At 70.8% G+C, this 18,454-nt stretch carries 7 protein-coding genes; all 7 read right to left on the reverse strand.

Features of this window, described 5'->3' with window-relative positions; all coding sequences use genetic code 11:
• Positions 1-4: 4 nt before the first annotated feature.
• Positions 5-802, reverse strand: coding sequence for a 3-hydroxybutyrate dehydrogenase (locus VM636_RS04160; protein WP_338483341.1), 798 nt, complete (start codon positions 800-802; stop codon positions 5-7).
• Between the two features lie 152 nt (positions 803-954).
• Complete coding sequence (locus VM636_RS04165; RefSeq protein WP_338483343.1) at positions 955-2,367, reverse strand: tannase/feruloyl esterase family alpha/beta hydrolase; 1,413 nt, start codon at positions 2,365-2,367, stop codon at positions 955-957.
• A gap of 176 nt (positions 2,368-2,543) precedes the next feature.
• The gene (locus tag VM636_RS04170; RefSeq protein WP_107091405.1) at positions 2,544-4,082 is read right to left on the reverse strand and encodes a PHB depolymerase family esterase; all 1,539 of its coding nucleotides are present in this window, start codon (positions 4,080-4,082) and stop codon (positions 2,544-2,546) included.
• A 178-nt stretch (positions 4,083-4,260) separates the two neighbouring features.
• Complete coding sequence (locus tag VM636_RS04175; RefSeq protein WP_030420276.1) at positions 4,261-4,923, reverse strand: CoA transferase subunit B; 663 nt, start codon at positions 4,921-4,923, stop codon at positions 4,261-4,263.
• A 1-nt stretch (position 4,924) separates the two neighbouring features.
• The gene (locus VM636_RS04180; RefSeq protein ID WP_338483346.1) at positions 4,925-5,707 is read right to left on the reverse strand and encodes a CoA transferase subunit A; all 783 of its coding nucleotides are present in this window, start codon (positions 5,705-5,707) and stop codon (positions 4,925-4,927) included.
• 298 nt (positions 5,708-6,005) lie between these two features.
• Complete coding sequence (locus VM636_RS04185) at positions 6,006-6,911, reverse strand: proline iminopeptidase-family hydrolase (protein ID WP_338483348.1); 906 nt, start codon at positions 6,909-6,911, stop codon at positions 6,006-6,008.
• 131 nt (positions 6,912-7,042) lie between these two features.
• Positions 7,043-18,448: a type I polyketide synthase gene (locus VM636_RS04190; RefSeq protein ID WP_338483350.1), complete on the reverse strand. Its 11,406-nt coding sequence runs from the start codon at positions 18,446-18,448 to the stop codon at positions 7,043-7,045.
• Positions 18,449-18,454: the final 6 nt, after the last annotated feature.

Below are 18,454 nucleotides of genomic sequence, written 5' to 3' on the forward strand. Positions count from 1 at the left end.
CGGGTCAGTGGGCTCCCCAGCCGCCGTCGAGGGGCAGGGAGATGCCGTTGATGTAGCCGCTGTGGTCGGCGCACAGCCACCGGGCGGCGACGGCGACCTCCTCTGCCTCCAGCAGGCGCTTGATGGGTGAGCGGGTCAGGAGCACCTCGGTCAGGACGTCGTCCGGGCTGATCCCGTGGGCGGTGGACTGGTCGCGGATCTGGTTCTCCACCAGGGGGGTGCGGACGTAACCGGGGTTGACGCAGTTACTGGTCACGCCGTAGGGGGCGCTTTCGATCGCGGCCACCTTGCTCAGGCCCTCCAGCGCGTGTTTGGCGGCGACGTAGGCCGCCTTGTAGGCGCTGGCCCGCAGGCCGTGGACGCTGGAGATGTTGATCACCCGCCCCCAGCCGCGCGCGTACATGTGCGGCAGGCTGCGGCGCATCAGCAGGAACGGGGCGGTCACCATGACCTGCTGGATGAGGGCGAACCGCTCCGGCGGGAACTCCGTCACGGGCGCCACGTGCTGCAGGCCGGCGTTGTTGACCAGGATGTCGACCTCGGTCGGCAGCGTGTCGATCGCGGCCGGGTCGGCCAGGTCGGCGACGTACGCCTCGCCGCCGGTCTCGGCGGCGACCGCCTCGGCCGCCTCGGCGTCCCGGTCGACCACGTACACCCTGGCGCCCGCTGCCGCCAGCGCCGCGGCGCACGCCTTGCCGATACCGCTGCCGCCGCCGGTGACCAGGGCGGCCCGGGACGTCAGGTCCACGCCGGCGCCCGTGAGTGCCGGGCGGGCGGTGGGAGGTCGGGATTCGCTTGTCATGGCCGGAAACAGTAGGGACGCCGTCACGTGACACCTATGTGCGGGACGCACACAATGCGGCCCCGGTCCGTGGTGGACGCCACCATGGACCGGGGTGTTCGGTCGGGCGGGGCATGCGGCGGCCACGGCGTGCGGCCGCGGGCGCCGGGTGCTCACCCGTCGAGACGACAACGGGTGAGCAGGCTCGCCGGGGTGGCGCCCTCGGGCCGTACGACGGTGTGGTCCGCGGACGGGCGATGCCCGGTGGTGAGCCAGCTCTCCAGGGCGGTGAAGGCCGAGCGGTGGCACGGCAGCAGGGGCCGGAGCCGGCCGGGGAAGCTGTCGACGAGGGAATCGGTGTGCGTGCCGTCCTCGATGCGGTAGTAGCGGTGCAGGTGGCCGCGGCCCGCCTCACGGATCATGCGGGAGTAGACGTCGGAGTCCTGGCTGATGGGCAGCAGGACGTCCAGGGTGCCGTGGAGGGTGATCAGCGGTTTGCCGATGCGGCCGGTCAGCGCGATGCCTTCCACGGCCTCGTGGACCTCGGCAGGTCGGGTGGCGTAGTCGTAATCGGCGTCGCAGGCCGGGGTCTTCGGGGCGCAGTACGGTGTGCCGGCCTCCGTGGCGCCGTCGTAGGCGGGGTCGAACTCCTCACGGTAGAGGCGTTGGGTCAGGTCCCAGTAGACCTGGTGGTGGAAGGACCACAGGAACTCCGAGCCGGCCGGGAAGCCCGCGCGGTGCAGTTCCTGCCGTGCCGTGTCGGCGGCGGGACCGCCGGCCGCGTAGACGGGGTAGTGGCGCAGGGCGGGCGGCAGGAAGGTGAGCGGGTTGGGGCCCTTCGCGTGCCATAGGGTGCCTTCCCAGTCGACGCCGCCGTCGTACAGCTCGGGGTGGTTCTCCAACTGCCACCGCACGAGGTAGCCGCCGTTGGACATGCCCGTGGCCAGGGTGCGCGTGGGCGGCCGGTGGTACCGCTGGGCGACCACCGCGCGGGCGGCTCGGGTGAGCTGGGTGAGCCGGGTGTTCCATTCGGCGACGGCGTCACCGGGCCGGGAGCCGTCGCGGTGGAAGCCGGGGCCGGTGTTGCCCTTGTCCGTGGCCGCGTAGGCGTAGCCGCGGGCGAGCACCCAGTCGGCGATGGCCCGGTCGTTGGCGTACTGCTCGCGGTTGCCGGGGGTGCCGGCCACGACCAGGCCGCCGTTCCAGCGGTCGGGCAGCCGGATGACGAACTGCGCGTCGTGGTTCCAGCCGTGGTGGGTGTTGGTGGTCGACGAGTCGGGGAAGTAGCCGTCGATCTGTATCCCCGGCACCCCTGCGGGCACCGAGAGGTCCCGGGGAGTGAGGCCGGCCCAGTCGGCCGGGTCGGTGTGGCCGGAGTCCACGGTTCCCGCCGTGGTCAGCTCTTCCAGGCAGTCGGCCCGCTGATGAGCGGCGCCCGGTACGCGCAGGGAGGACTGGTTGGCGCAGTGGCCGGCGGCGCGGGCGGAGGCCGGTGCGGGAAGCAGGACCGCGGCGGTGGCCAGGGCGAGAGCACCGAGTGCGGTGCGCCCTCGCCGGTTCGGCGTGACGCCGATGGGCAGAGCCATGAAGAGCCTCCAGCGGGCCGGGGGTGGTCGGACGGGCTGGAGGCTAGGCGGCGAGCCCCGCGCGGGAACATGTGTGTGCCCGCCACGGCGGCGGCTTCTCTCCGGTGGGCCGCCGCCATCGCGGGCACCCGACCGTCAGTGCCGAGGGGCGCGTCCGCGGCCGTGGCCGGTCCCGCTCAGGGGCAGGTCCGGTCCGCGACGGTGAAGTAGCCGGCGGGTGACTCCTTCAGCGTGTGGGTGACGAACACGTTGTACAGGCCCATGTTCTGCTGGGAGCCCTTGGCGTAGGTGTGGCCGCCGCTGGTCGTGGCGCGTCCCGCCTGGACATGGGCGTAGTTGGTGGCGGTCCAGCAGGCGGTCACGGTGCCGGTGGTCCGCGCGGTGACCGTGCCGGAGAGCGGTCCCGTCCTGCCGTCGGCGTCGCGGGCGGCGACCGCGTAGGTGTGGGAGGAGCCCGCGGTCAGGCCGGCGTCGGTGTAGGACGTGGAGTCCGCCGCGGCGAGCGGGGCGCCGTCGCGGTGGACGGTGTAGCCGTCGGCGCCGTCGACGGGGCTCCAGGTCAGGCGGATGGTGGTGTCGGTGGCTCCGGTCACGGTCAGGCCGGTCGGGGCGGGCAGGGTACCGGGCTCGGGGCCGGGGCCCTGCAGGCCGAAGAACCGGGTGATCCAGTGGCTGGAGCAGATGGAGGCCAGGAAGTAGGGGGCGCCGGTGCCGCCGCACTGCTGGGTCCCGTTGCCGGGGTCGACCGGCGTGCCGTGCCCGATGCCGGGGACCCGGTTCACCTCGACGGCCACCGCGCCGTCCGCGACGGCGTACTCCTCGTGCCGGGTGGAGTTCGGCCCGATGAGGGACGTGCGGGTCGGTGTCGGGGGCAGGCCGTGCAGTGCGGTCCACTGGTCACGCAGTGCGTCGGCGTTGCGCGGCACGACGGTGGTGTCCTTGTCGCCGTGCCAGACGGCCACCCGCGGCCAGGGGCCGGACCACGGGGGATGGGCGTCGCGGACCCGCTGGGCCCACTGGGCCGGGGTCAGGTCGGTTCCGGGGTTCATGCACCCGTAGGCGCCGGTGACATCGTCGGCACAACCGTAGGGCAACCCCGCGACGACCGCGCCGGCCTGGAAGACGTCCGGGTAGGTGGCGAGCATCACCGACGTCATGGCGCCGCCGGCGGAGAGTCCGGTGACGTAGGTCCGCCGGGGGTCCGCGCCGTGGGCCGACACCGTGTGCGCGGCCATCTGGCGGATCGACGCGGCTTCGCCCTGGTCCCTGCGGTTGTCGGTGCTCTGGAACCAGTTGAAGCACTTGTTCAGGTTGTTCGACGTCGTCGTCTCGGCGAACACCACGAGGAATCCGTACCGGTCGGCGGATTCGGGCAGACCGGAGTTGTCCGCGTACGTCTGGGCGTCCTGGGTGCAGCCGTGCAGCGCGATCACCACCGCCGGCCGGGCGGGCAGGGACGCGGGCCGGTAGACGTACATGTTCAGCCGGCCCGGGTTGGTTCCGAAACCGGTGACCTGGGTCAGGCCGGCCGCGGCGTGGGCGGCCGGCGCGGGGCCGGCCAGGGCCGCGACGAGGACGAGCGCCAGGACGGCCACGAGACGGGACGCCGGCCCGCGCGGCGCACGCCCCGGCGTGCGCGGCACCGGATCGGCGGGCGGTACGGACGGGATACGGGACAGGGGGGCGGCGGTTCCCCGGCATGGCGGCGACTGCATGGCGGCTCCCTCGGTGTCGTCTGTGGGGGGCCGGGTGCTCCGTGGCCTGGTGCGGCCGGAGCGACTCGGTGTCCGGCACCATAGGGGTGACCGGCGGGCCGCGGTATGGCGGGAAGCCCCACAGTCCGCCGGCCACGAGGGGAGCGCGGCGGGGTTGTACCGCCGGGGGGAGGTCTGCTCATCCGATGCCGGCGGGCGCCTCCAGCGGTGCGGGCACGAGCAGATCGGCGCCTGTCGCGGCGCGCACGTCGTCGACACCGACTCCCGGGGCGAGTTCGGTCAGCGAGAAGCCGCCCGGGGTGATGTCGATGACGGCGAGGTCGGTGATGACGCGTTGCACGACGCCCGTGCCGGTCAACGGCAGGTCGCACCGCGCGACGAGCTTGGGGCTGCCGTCCTTGGCGGTGTGCTCCGTCAACACGATCACCCGGCGCGCCCCGTGCACCAAGTCCATGGCGCCGCCCATGCCTTTGACCATCTTTCCCGGAATCATCCAGTTGGCCAGGTCCCCCGAGGACGCCACCTGCATGGCCCCCAGCACGGCGGTGTCGATGTGGCCGCCACGGATCATGCCGAAGGACAGCGCGGAGTCGAAGAAGGACGCCCCGGGCAGCGCCGTCACCGTCTCCTTGCCCGCGTTGACCAGGTCCGGGTCGACCTCGCCGTCGAGCGGGTACGGGCCGACGCCGAGGACGCCGTTCTCGGAGTGCAGCACCACCTCGACGCCCGGCGGCAGGTGATTCGGGAGGAGGGTGGGCAGGCCGATGCCGAGGTTGACGTACGTGCCGTCCACCAGTTCACGTGCGGCCCGGGCCGCCATCTGTTCGCGGGTGAGCGCCATCTCAGGCACCGCCTTCGCGCTCGGCACGCACACACCGGCGTTCGATCCGCCGTTCCGCGGCCGGGTCGCCGGGGACGACCCGGACCACCCGCTGCACGAACACCCCCGGCAGGTGTACCTGGTCCGGATCCAGTTCACCCGGCTCCGCCAGGTGTTCGACCTCGGCGATGGTGACGCGACCGGCCATCGCGGCCGGCGGGTTGAAGTTGCGGGCCGCGGAGTGGAACACCAGGTTGCCGTGACGGTCGCCGACGGTGGCCCGCACCAGGGCGTAATCGGTTCTGATGCCCTCCTCCAGCAGGTACTCACGACCGTCGAACGTCCGCGTCTCCTTCGGCGGCGACGCCACCGCGACCTGCCCGTCCGGGCCGTACCGCCAGGGCAGCCCGCCGTGTCCGATCTGCGTCCCGGCCCCGGCCGGCGTGTAGAACGCCGGGATGCCCGCCCCGCCGGCGCGCAGCCGTTCCGCCAGCGTCCCCTGCGGCACCAGCTCCAGCTCCAGTTCCCCGCTCAGGTACTGGCGGGCGAACTCCTTGTTCTCCCCCACGTACGAACTGGTCATGCGCGCGATGCGGCCGGCCCGCAGCAGGAGCCCCAGCCCCCAGTCGTCCACTCCACAGTTGTTGGAGACGACCTTCAAACCGCCCGTGCCCCGCTTCAACACAGCGGCGATCAACGCACTCGGTATGCCGCACAACCCGAACCCGCCGACAGCCAGTGACGCCCCCTCGGGGATGTCCGCCACCGCCTCGTCCATGGTGTCGAGCGTCTTGTCCAGCCCCATACCGCCCCTCTCCGCCAAAGGGCGCGTACGCCCCGAACCGCCCGGCCGCGCGCATCGTCCGACCCGTGCGCCCTGGACTTCCACGACGCGACGACCCTAAGGACGCACGGCAGCCGACCGGTATGGCCGCTTCCGACACCTTTCGGCGGGGCCGGGTATGGCTCGTGACCAGGCGCGGCGGAGCGGCACGGGCGGTCGCGGACGCCGGGCGCCCGCGGGGGGGCCGGCCCGCGCCTGCGGGGTGCCCGTCGGGGCGGGTCCGGCCCGCGCCCCGTTCCCCGAGCCGGGGGCGGGCCGGTCAGGCGCGGTCCAGTTCGTCGAGGAACGTCCGCATGACCTGGCGGAAGCGCTCCGGTTCCTCCAGGTGGGGCAGGTGGCTGGACTCCTCGAAGATCTCCCAGCGCGCCCCCGGGATGTGGTCCTGGAAGGGCTGCACCGTCGCGGGGGTGGCCTCGTCGTGGCGTCCCGAGATCAGGAGGGTCGGTACGTCGATGTCGGGGCAGAGGTCGATGACCGACCAGTCGCGCAGGGTGCCGTTCACGTGGAACTCGCTGGGGCCGTTCATCGCGTAGTAGACCGTGGGGTCGTTGTACACCTCGTAGAAGGAGGCCAGGTAGTCGCGGGGCCACGGCTTGAGCCGGCACACGTGGCGCTCGTAGAAGACGCGCATCGCCTCGTGGTACTCGTCGCTCTCGGTCGTTCCGGCGGCCTCGTGCCGGAGCAGGGTGTCGTTGACGCCGGGCGGGAGCCGGTCCCGCAGGATCTTGGCCTCCTGGAGCCAGAGCGGGTATGAGGCCGGGGAGTTGGCGATGACCAGGCCGCGCAGCCCGGCGGGGCGGGCGGCGGCGTGGTGCGTGATGAGCAGGCCGCCCCACGACTGGCCGAACAGCGCGTAGTTGTCGGCGATCCCGAGGCCGGTGAGCAGGTTGTCGAGTTCGGCGGCGAACAGGTCCACCGTCCAGAAGTCCGCACCGCGGTCGGGCAGGTGGGTCGAGCCTCCGTTGCCGATCTGGTCGTAGTGCACGACGGACCAGCCGTTCTCGGCGAGGTCGGACAGGTTCTGCAGATAGTCATGGGTGGAGCCCGGGCCGCCGTGGACGACGACGAGGGTGGGCCGGTCGGAGCGCAGGTCGCCCGTCACCCGGTACCACGTCTCGTGCTCGCCGAACGGCAGGGTCCCCTTGGCGCTGGGTGCCACGGTCACGTCACTTCGCCTCGCTTCGCTCGCTGGGGTTCACGCTGTGTGCTGGGGGGTTGTCCAGTCGGTGCGTCGGCCCGCCCGGCCCGTTGTCCGGGCCGGGCGGGCCGTCGTCCGGGCCGGGCGGGCCGTTCGCGTCAGCCGGTCTCCTCGGCCGCGGACATCTCGTCCGACGCCAGCCACTCGTCGATGACCCGCGCGGTGTCCTCGGCCCGGTCCTCGACGAGGGTGAAGTGGTTGGCCCGCACGGTCCGCAGGGTGTGTCCGGTCTCCCAGGGCTCGGCGCGACCGCTGACCAGTTCGGGCGACGGGTCGTCGCCGGCCGGTACGAAGGACTGGGTGCACTGGACGAAGAGGACCGGGGCGTCGACGGGGGTGAGCGGGAGTCCCGGGACCAGTTCCACCCAGCGGCCCATGGCGGAGAGCCTGCTGCTGTCGAACCGGCCGAACACCGCTTCCTTGTCGAACATGCCGAGCGCGAGTCCGTCGAGGGGGACGCCGTCACTTCCGCCGTCGTGCACCTTGAACGTGTCCAGCAGGACGACGCCCGCCGGGCGCACTCCGTACGCACGCTCCAGGTACCCGGCGGTGGCGTAGGCGAGGGTGCCGCCGGACGAGTAGCCGAGCAGGACGAACGGCTCTCCGTCCGCCGCCTCCAGCACGCTGCGGGCGAGGGCCTGGACGGCCGCGTCCGGCGAGGTGGGCAGGCTCTCTCCCGCGACGAATCCGGGTACCGGCAGTGCCGAGATCTTGTGCTTGCCGCCGAAGTGGGACACGAGTCGAGCGTGCTGGTGCACGCCGCCGGTGGCCATCGGCGTGCTCAGGAAGATGAGGTGCGGTCCGTCCGTGGCGTCGGCGAGACGTACGGCGCCGGGCAGCCGGTCGATCTCGTCCGGGGAGTCGAAGCCCGGCCGGACGTCGGCAGCCGCCTGGAGGAGGGCGAATCCCTTGTCCGCCCGGCCGGAGACGACGGCGGAGTGGAACAGGTCACGGAGCGTCTCGGGCGACCTGCCGGGAGAGGAGGCGGGTGCCGCCGCCCCGTTGGAGACCGTCGGGTCGTGGTCGCCGGGCGCGTCCGGGGTTGCCGCCGGGGCCGTGTCGGTGTCGTCGGTCGCGAGGGGGCCGGACGCCAGGAGTTCCGTGCGCAGCACTCGGGCCAGTTCCGCAGGGCTCTTGCTGTCGAAGACGACCATCGGGGGGAGTCGGAGTCCGGTGTCCTTCATCAGCGCGTTACGGAGTTCCATCGCGCTCAGTGAGTCGAACCCGGTTTCCAGGAAGTCCCGTTGGGCGTCGAGGGCGTCCGCGCCGCTGTGCCCGAGAAGGGCGGCCGCACGTTCCATGACGAGCGCCTTGAGGAGGGCCTCCTGGCCAGCCGCGTCGGCTTGTGCGAACCGCTGCCGCAGCGAGGTCACGTCAGTCCTGGACGCGGAACTGCGTCGCCTGGTGGTGGGGAGGAGGTCGCGGAGGAGCGCGGGGATCGTGTCGGTACGGGTTCGCAAGGCGTTCACGTCGACCGGGAGGGGCACCAGCGCCGGCCGGCCGGAGGCGAGGCCCGCGTCGAACAGCGCCAGGCCCTGGGCAGGCTCCAGCGCCGGCAGCCCCTGCCGCCTCATCCGCTCCAGATCCGCCTCACCCAGCCACTCCCCCATCCCCGCACCCGCCCACAGTCCGTAGGCGAGCGAGGTGGCGGGCAGACCCAGCGAACGCCGATGCACGGCAAGAGCGTCCAGGAACACATTGGCCGCCGCATAGTTGGCCTGCCCCGCCGCGAGAACCGAACCCCCCGCCGACGAGAACATCACGAAGAACGCGAGATCACGCTCACACGTCACCTCATGCAAATACCACGCCGCATCAGCCTTCGGCCCCAACACCCCATCCAGACGCGACACGTCCATCGACCCGATCAGACCATTGTCACCCGCACCCGCCGCATGAACCACACCCACCAGATCCGCACCCACACCCTCCACCAACGCCGCGACCGCACCACGATCCGACACATCACAGGCCACCACCGACACCTCGGCACCCAGCCCCTCCAACTCCCCCACCAGCACATCCACGCCGGGAGCATCCGGCCCACGACGCCCCGCCAACACCAGACGCCGCACCCCCCGCACCTCCACCAGATGCCGGGCCACCAGACCACCCAGACCACCCGTACCACCCGTCACCAGCACCACACCATCCGGCACCACGTCGGCGACAGCCGAAGCCCCCACCTCCACCAGACGCGGAACCAGCACCTCACCACCCCGCACCGCGACCTCAGGCTCACCCGACGCCAACACAGCCGCCGCCACATCCCCGAAGACCCCACCCCCAGGATCCACATCCACCAGCACAAACCGACCCGGATTCTCCGCCTGCGCCGCCCGCACCAGACCCCACACCGGAGCCTGGCACACATCCACCCCCTCCCCCTCACCCACCGACACACCACCACGCGTCACCACCACCAACGGACCCTCACCCTCAGCCCGCAACCACCCCTGAACCGCCTCCAACACCCCACCCAACACCGACCGCACACCCCGCACCGGATCCACACCCACCGACAACAACGGCACCTCGAACACCGCCGGCACCACAGCAGACCCAGACCCAAACCCAGACACAGACCCAGACACAGACACAACAGCCTCAGACACCGAGGCGGACACAGACGCAGAGGCAGACGACCCCAAAGGCCGCCACACCACCTCATGCAGACCACCCACCCCAGCCGAACCACCCAACTGCCCCACCGACACCGGACGGAAGGTCAGGCCATCGACCGACAGGACCGGTGATCCGGTCGCATCCGCCATCGCCAGCGACACGGTGTCGTCGCTCGATCCGGAGAGACGTACGCGCAGCGTGGTCGCCCCTGACGCGTGGAGGCGAATGTCCTTCCAGAAGAAGGGCAGTGCGGGACCGTCTCCCCCCGCCGCATCGGATTCGGGGGCTGCGGCCCGGACGCCGAGGGCGTGCATGGTGGAGTCGAGGAGAGCGGGGTGCATTCCGAAGCGTGCGGCGTCCGCGTGCGCGGAGTCGTCCAGTTCGACCTCGGCGAAGATGTCGGTGCCTGCCGTCCAGGCGGCCTTGAGCCCCTGGAAGACCGGGCCGTATCCGTATCCACGCTCGGACAGCTGGTCGTACAGGTCGGTGACGTCCACCTGGGCCGCGCCCGGTGGGGGCCATGCGCTGAGGTCGAAGGCCGGCGCCGCCTGAGCCGAACCAGCGCCCAGCACACCATCCGCGTGGAGCACCCACTCGGCCCCCGCACCACCACTCTCCGGCCGCGAATGCACCCGCACCGAACGAGACCCCACCTCGTCCCGACCACCGACCACCACCTGCAACGCCACCCCACCACGCTCCGGAAGCACCAACGGAGCCTGCAACGTCAACTCCTCCACCACCCCACAACCCACCTCATCAGCAGCCCGCACCACCAACTCCACAAACGCCGCACCCGGCAACAACACCGAACCCAGCACATCGTGATCCGCCAACCACGACATCCCCTCCACCGACAACCGACCCGTCAACACCACACCACCCGAATCAGGCAACGCCACCGCCGCACCCAAAACCGGATGATCCACCCCCACCTGACCCAATCCACCAGCATCCCCAGCACCCACCGACTCCAGCCAGTACCGCTCACGCTGGAAGGCGTAGGTGGGCAGATCGACACGCCGGGCGCCGGAGCCGTCGAAGTACCGGGCCCAGTCGACCCCCACCCCCGCGACATGCAGCTCACCGAGAGCGGAAACCACCGTCGGCACCTCGGAACGGCCCTTGCGCATCAACGGAACGAACGCCACCGCGTCCGCGTCCTGGACGCAGTCCTGGCCCATGCCGCTGAGCACGCCGTCGGGGCCGATTTCGATGAACGTCGTCACACCGCGCGACTCCGCGAACGCCACCGCGTCCGCGAACCGCACCGCCTCCCGCACATGCCGCACCCAGTACTCCGCCGAACCCCACCCCTCGGACACCTCACCCGACACCCCCGACACCACCGGAACCGAAGCAGCACCGAACGACAACCCGGCCACCACCTCACCGAACTCCGCCAGCATCGGCTCCATCAACGGCGAATGAAACGCATGCGACACCCGCAGCACACTCGTCCGCCGACCCCGCCCCTCGAACACCGCCACCACACCAGAAACCGCGGCCTCCGCACCCGACACCACCACCGAACGCGGACCATTGACCGCCGCGATCCCCACCCCCGCACCCAGCAACGGAAGCACCTCAGCCTCCGACGCCTCCACCGCCACCATCACCCCACCCGCAGGCAACCCCTGCATCAACCGCCCACGAGCCACCACCAACACAGCCGCATCCCGCAACGACAACGCACCCGACACATGCGCCGCCACAACCTCACCCACCGAATGACCCACCAGGAAGTCCGCACGCACCCCCCACGACTCCACCAACCGGAACAAAGCCGTCTCCACCGCGAACAACCCCGCCTGCGCAAACAACGTCCCACTCAACAAACCCGCGTCCGCACCCCACACCACCTCCCGCACACCACACCCCAACAACGCATCCAACTCCGCGACCACACCATCAAACGCCGCCGCGAACACCGGAAACGCCCCATACAACTCCCGGCCCATCCCCAACCGCTGCGCACCCTGCCCCGTGAACAGAAACGCCGTCGCCCCCGCCGGCCGCACCACCCCACGCACCACCGACACATCCCGCACACCCCCCGACAACGCCCCCAGCCCCCGCACCAACCCCTCACGGTCCGCCGCCACCACCACCGCACGATGCTCCAACACCGCACGCGACACCACCGACGAAAACCCCACATCCACCAAACCAACACCAGCACCAGCACCAGCACCAGCACCAGGTACCGACTCTTCCAGCCGGTCCAGCAACCGTGCCGCCTGACCCGACAAACCAGCCCCACACCGCGCCGACAACACCACCGGCACCACCGACAGTCCCACCGGAGCCTGACCCCCCGGCCCCTCATCCCCTGCCAGGTCCTCTTCCACCACCGGGGCCTGCTCCACGATCACGTGCGCGTTCGTCCCGCTCAGACCGAACGACGACACCCCCGCACGCCGCGGACGACCCCGGTCCGGCCACACCCGCGACTCCGTCAACAACTCCACCGACCCCGACGCCCAGTCCACCTCCGGCGTCGGCACATCCACATGCAACGTCTTCGGCAGCACACCATGACGGATCGCTTGCACCGCCTTGATCACACCACCCACACCCGCAGCCGCCTGCGTATGCCCCAGGTTCGACTTCAACGACCCCAGCCACAACGGATCGCCCACCCGGCCCTGCCCATACGTCGCAAGCAACGCCTGCGCCTCGATCGGATCCCCCAACCGCGTCCCCGTACCATGCGCCTCCACCAGATCCACCTCCGCAGCCGTGAGCCCCGCGCCCTCCAACGCGGCACGGATCACCCGCTGCTGCGACGGACCATTCGGAGCCGTCAGCCCGTTGCTCGCACCGTCCTGGTTCACCGCACTGCCGCGGACCACGGCCAGCACCTCGTGTCCCAGCCTCCGCGCGTCCGACAACCGCTCGACCAGCAGAACACCGACACCCTCCGACCAGGCGGCACCGTCCGCGGCACCCGCGAACGACTTGCACCGGCCGTCCTTCGCCAGCCCCCGCTGCCGACTGAACTCCACGAACATGTCCGGGGTCGCCATGACGGCCACACCGCCCGCCAGGGCGAGGGAGCACTCGCCGGAACGCAGCGCCTGGATCGCGAGGTGCAGGGACACCAGCGAGGACGAACACGCGGTGTCGACCGTCAGGGAGGGGCCTTCGAGTCCCAGCGTGTAGGAGACCCTGCCCGAGACCAGGCTGCCGCCCGTGGTCGCGGCGGCCTCCGTTCCCTGACCGTAGTCGTGGTACATCAGACCGGCGAAGACACCCGTCTTCGTCCCCTTCAGGGAACGGGGGTCGATCCCCGCACGTTCGAAGACCTCCCAGGACGCCTCCAGCAGGAGCCGCTGCTGCGGATCCATGATCAGAGCCTCGTTCGGGCTGATCCCGAAGAAGGCCGGGTCGAAATCGCCGGCCCCGTACAGGAAGCCGCCTTCGTTCGCGTAGGTCTTGCCGGGCACGCCGGGCTCGGGGTCGTACACCCCCTCGATGTCCCAGCCCCGGTCACGGGGGAACGCCGAGACCGCGTCGCGGCCCTCCGCCACCAGGTCCCACAGTTCCTCGGGCGAGGTCACTCCGCCCGGGTAGCGGCACGCCATGCCCACGATGACGATCGGGTCGTCCTCCAGGCCACGCACGGCGGGGCTGCTCTGCCGCTCCGCCGCGTCTCGCGTACCGCTGCCGTCGAGGGCGTCGTCGATGTACGCCGCCACGGCCCGGGACGTCGGGTAGTCGAAGACCAGGGTCGCCGGGAGCCGGAGTGCGGTCGTCAGGTTCAGTTCGTTACGGAGTTCGACGGCGCTGAGCGAGTCGAAGCCGAGTTCCTGGAAGGGCCGGTCCGCCTCGATCGCCGTGGCCGACGCATGTCCCAGCACCTTGGCCACCCGGCCTCGGACCATCTCCAATACCTTGCGGGCGCGCTCGTCGTCAGACAGCCCGGTCAGGCTGCGCACCAGTTCCTGTCCGCCCGCCGGGCCGGCCGCCGCGCGCACGGCGGCTCGCCTGGTGGTGGGGACGAGGTCGCGGAGGAGCGCGGGGATCGTGTCGGTACGGGTTCGCAGGGCGTTCACGTCGACGGGGAGGGGCACCAGCGCCGGCCGGCCGGAGGCGAGGCCCGCGTCGAACAGCGCCAGGCCCTGGGCCGGCTCCAGCGCCGGCAGCCCCTGCCGCCTCATCCGCTCCAGATCCGCCTCACCCAGCCACTCCCCCATCCCCGCACCCGCCCACAGTCCGTAGGCGAGCGAGGTGGCGGGCAGACCCAGCGAACGCCGATACACGGCAAGAGCGTCCAGGAACACATTGGCCGCCGCATAGTTGGCCTGCCCCGCCGCGAGAACCGAACCCCCCGCCGACGAGAACATCACGAAGAACGCCAGATCACGCTCACACGTCACCTCATGCAAATACCACGCCGCATCAGCCTTCGGCCCCAACACCCCATCCAGACGCGACACGTCCATCGACCCGATCAGACCATTGTCACCCGCACCCGCCGCATGAACCACACCCACCAGATCCGCACCCACACCCTCCACCAACGCCGCGACCGCACCACGATCCGACACATCACAGGCCACCACCGACACCTCGGCACCCAGCCCCTCCAGCCCCTCCACCAGCACATCCACGCCGGGAGCATCCGGCCCACGACGCCCCGCCAACACCAGACGCCGCACCCCCCGCACCTCCACCAGATGCCGGGCCACCAGACCACCCAGACCACCCGTACCACCCGTCACCAACACCACACCATCCGGCACCACGTCGGCGACAGCCGAAGCCCCCACCTCCACCAGACGCGGAACCAGCACCTCACCACCCCGCACCGCGACCTCAGGCTCACCCGACGCCAACACAGCCGCCGCCACATCCCCGAAGACCCCACCCCCAGGATCCACATCCACCAGCACAAACCGACCCGGATTCTCCGCCTGCGCCGCCCGCACCAGACCCCACACCGGAGCCTGGCACACATCCACCCCCTCCCCCTCACCCACCGACACACCACCACGCGTCACCACCACCAACGGACCCTCACCCTCAGCCCGCAACCACCCCTGAACCGCCTCCAACACCCCACCCAACACCGACCGCACACCCCGCACCGGATCCACACCCACCGACAACAACGGCACCTCGAACACCGCCGGCACCACAGCAGACCCAGACCCAAACCCAGACCCAGACACAGACACAGACACAACAGCCTCAGACACCGAGGCAGACGCAGAGACAGACGCAGAGGCAGACGACCCCAAAGGCCGCCACACCACCTCATGCAGACCACCCACCCCAGCCGAACCACCCAACTGCCCCACCGACACCGGACGCGACACCAGTGCCCCGACGCTGAGCACGGGCTGCCCTGCCCCGTCCGCCACCAGGACCGACACGCTGTCCGGCCCGGCCGGTGCGATCCGGACGCGGAGTGCGGATGCCCCCGCCGCGTGCAGGGCGACGTCGGTCCAAGCGAACGGCAGGACGGTCGACTCGTCGGTCCGTGAACCGTCGTCGATGAGCGCCACGTGCATCGCCGCGTCGAGCAACGCGGGGTGCAGGCCGAAGTGCTCCGCATCCTGGTGGACGGATTCGGGCAGCGCGACCTCCGCGTACAGCTCCTCCCCGGAGGTCCAGGCGGCCTTGAGACCCTGGAAGACCGGGCCGTAGCCGTATCCACGCTCCGACAGCAGGTCGTAGGCGCCCGTCACGTCCACCGCCGTGGCCCCGGCCGGGGGCCACTCGGTCAGACCCGAGGCCGGTGTGCCCGCCCCTTGCGCCAGGATCCCTTCCGCGTGACGTGTCCACTGTCCGGGGCCGGCGTCCTCACTGTGCGAGTGGACGCTGACCGAGCGGCGTCCAGCCGAGTCGGCGGCGCCAACGGTCACCTGTATCGCGATGCCGCCTTGCTCGGGCACCACGAGCGGTGCCTGCAACGCGAGTTCTTCCAGCAGAGCGCATCCGACTTCGTCGCCCGCTCTGATGGCCAGCTCGACGAAGGCCGTGCCGGGCAGCAGCACGCTGCCCAGGACCCCGTGGTCGGCGAGCCATGCCTGATTCGCCAGAGAGAGCCGTCCGGTCAGCACCATCTCGTCGGCCTCGGCCAGCGCGACGGCCGCGCCGAGAAGGGGGTGATCGGTGGTTTCCAGGCCGAACGAGCCGGCGTCGCCGCCGCCCGCTTCCGCTTCCGCTTCCAGCCAGTACCGCTCACGCTGGAACGCGTAGGTGGGCAGATCGACACGCCGGGCGCCGGAGCCGTCGAAGTACCGGGCCCAGTCGACCCCCACCCCCGCCACATGCAGCTCACCGAGAGCGGAAACCACCGTCGGCACCTCGTCACGGCCCTTACGCATCAACGGAACGAACAGCGCGGACTCCGACTCCGTCGACTGCCGTGCCATCGCGCTCAGCACACCATCCGGACCCACCTCGACGAACGACGTCACACCACGCGACTCCGCGAACGCCACCGCGTCCGCGAACCGCACCGCCTCCCGCACATGCCGCACCCAGTACTCCGCCGAACCCCACCCCTCGGACACCTCACCCGACACCCCCGACACCACCGGAACCGAAGCAGCACCGAACGACAACCCGGCCACCACCTCACCGAACTCCGCCAGCATCGGCTCCATCAACGGCGAATGAAACGCATGCGACACCCGCAGCACACTCGTCCGCCGACCCCGCCCCTCGAACACCGCCACCACACCAGAAACCGCGGCCTCCGCACCCGACACCACCACCGAACGCGGACCATTGACCGCCGCAATCCCCACCCCCGCACCCAGCAACGGAAGCACCTCAGCCTCCGACGCCTCCACCGCCACCATCACCCCACCCGCAGGCAACCCCTGCATCAACCGCCCACGAGCCACCACCAACACAGCCGCATCCCGCAACGACAACGCACCCGACACATGCGCCGCCACAACCTCACCCACCGAATGACCCACCAGGAAGTCCGCACGCACCCCCCACGACTCCACCAACCGGAACAAAGCCGTCTCCACCGCGAACAACCCCGCCTGCGCGAACAACGTCCCACTCAACAAGTCCGCGTCCGCACCCCACACCACCTCCCGCACACCACACCCCAACAACGCATCCAACTCCGCGACCACACCATCAAACGCCGCCGCGAACACCGGAAACGCCCCATACAACTCCCGGCCCATCCCCAACCGCTGCGCACCCTGCCCCGTGAACAGAAACGCCGTCGCCCCCGCCGGCCGCACCACCCCACGCACCACCGAAGCATCCCGCTCACCCCCCGACAACGCCCCCAGCCCCCGCACCAACTCCCCACGGTCCGCCGCCACCACCACCGCACGATGCTCCAACACCGCACGCGACACCACCGACGAAAGCCCCACATCCACCAAACCAACACCAGCACCAGGGACCGACCCCTCCAGCCGGTCGAGCAACCGTGCCGCCTGACCCGACAAACCAGCCCCACACCGCGCCGACAACACCACCGGAACCACCGGCAGCCCAGACCCCTCATCCCCCGCCGGGCCCTCATCCCCCGCCTGGGGCTCTTCCACGGTTGGGGCCTGCTCCACGATCACGTGCGCGTTCGTCCCGCTCAGACCGAACGACGACACCCCCGCACGCCGCGGACGACCCCGGTCCGGCCACACCCGCGACTCCGTCAACAACTCCACCGACCCCGACGCCCAGTCCACCTCCGGCGTCGGCACATCCACATGCAACGTCTTCGGCAGCACACCATGACGGATCGCCTGCACCGCCTTGATCACACCACCCACACCCGCGGCCGCCTGCGCATGACCCAGGTTCGACTTCAACGACCCCAGCCACAACGGATCACCCACCCGACCCTGCCCATACGTCGCAAGCAACGCCTGCGCCTCGATCGGATCCCCCAACCGCGTCCCCGTACCATGCGCCTCCACCAGATCCACCTGATCCGACGAAACCTGCGCATCCGCCAACGCCGCGCGGATCACCCGCTGCTGCGACGGACCATTCGGAGCTGTCAGCCCGTTGCTCGCACCGTCCTGGTTCACCGCACTGCCCCGGATCACCGCGAGCACCGGGTGCCCGTTGGCGCGGGCGTCGGAGAGCTTCTCCAGGAGCAGGACGCCGGCCCCCTCCGACCAGCTGGTGCCATCGGTGGAGCCCGCGAACGACTTGCACCGGCCGTCCTTCGCCAGCCCCCGCTGCCGGCTGAACTCCACGAAGACCTCAGGCGTCGACATGAGGGCCACACCCCCCGCCAGCGCCATCGAGCACTCGCCCGAACGCAGCGCCTGCGCCGCCAGGTGCAGGGCGACCAGCGACGACGAACAGGCGGTGTCCAGCGTCATCGAGGGCCCCTCGAAGCCGAAGACGTACGAGACCCGGCCGGAGGCGATGGAGCCCGTGGCGCTGTTGTGCTGGTAGTCGTGGTACATCATCCCGGCGAACACACCGGTCTTACTGCCCTTCAGGGTGGTCGGGTCGATTCCCGCCCGCTCGAACACCTCCCACGAGCATTCCAGCAGGAGCCGCTGCTGCGGGTCCATGATCAGAGCCTCGTTCGGGCTGATGCCGAAGAAGGCCGGGTCGAACATGTCCGCGGCGTGCAGGAACCCGCCCTGGTTGACGTAGCTGGTGTTCTGTCGTTCGCCCTCCGGATCGTAGAGGTCCTCGACGTTCCAGCCGCGGTTCCCGGGGAATGCGGAGATGGCGTCCACGCCGTCGTCCACCAGCTTCCACAGGGCCTCAGGGGACGCGACGCCTCCCGGGAAGCGGCAGCTCATCGACACGATCGCGATGGGCTCGCGGGCCACGGAAGACAGCTTCCGGTTCTGAGCGCGCAGACGGTCGTTCTCCTTGAGCGACGCCCGCAGCGCGGCGACAAGCTTCTGCTCGGAATTACTCATCGGGGC

Source organism: Streptomyces sp. SCSIO 75703 (genome assembly GCF_036607905.1).
Taxonomy (GTDB): domain Bacteria; phylum Actinomycetota; class Actinomycetes; order Streptomycetales; family Streptomycetaceae; genus Streptomyces.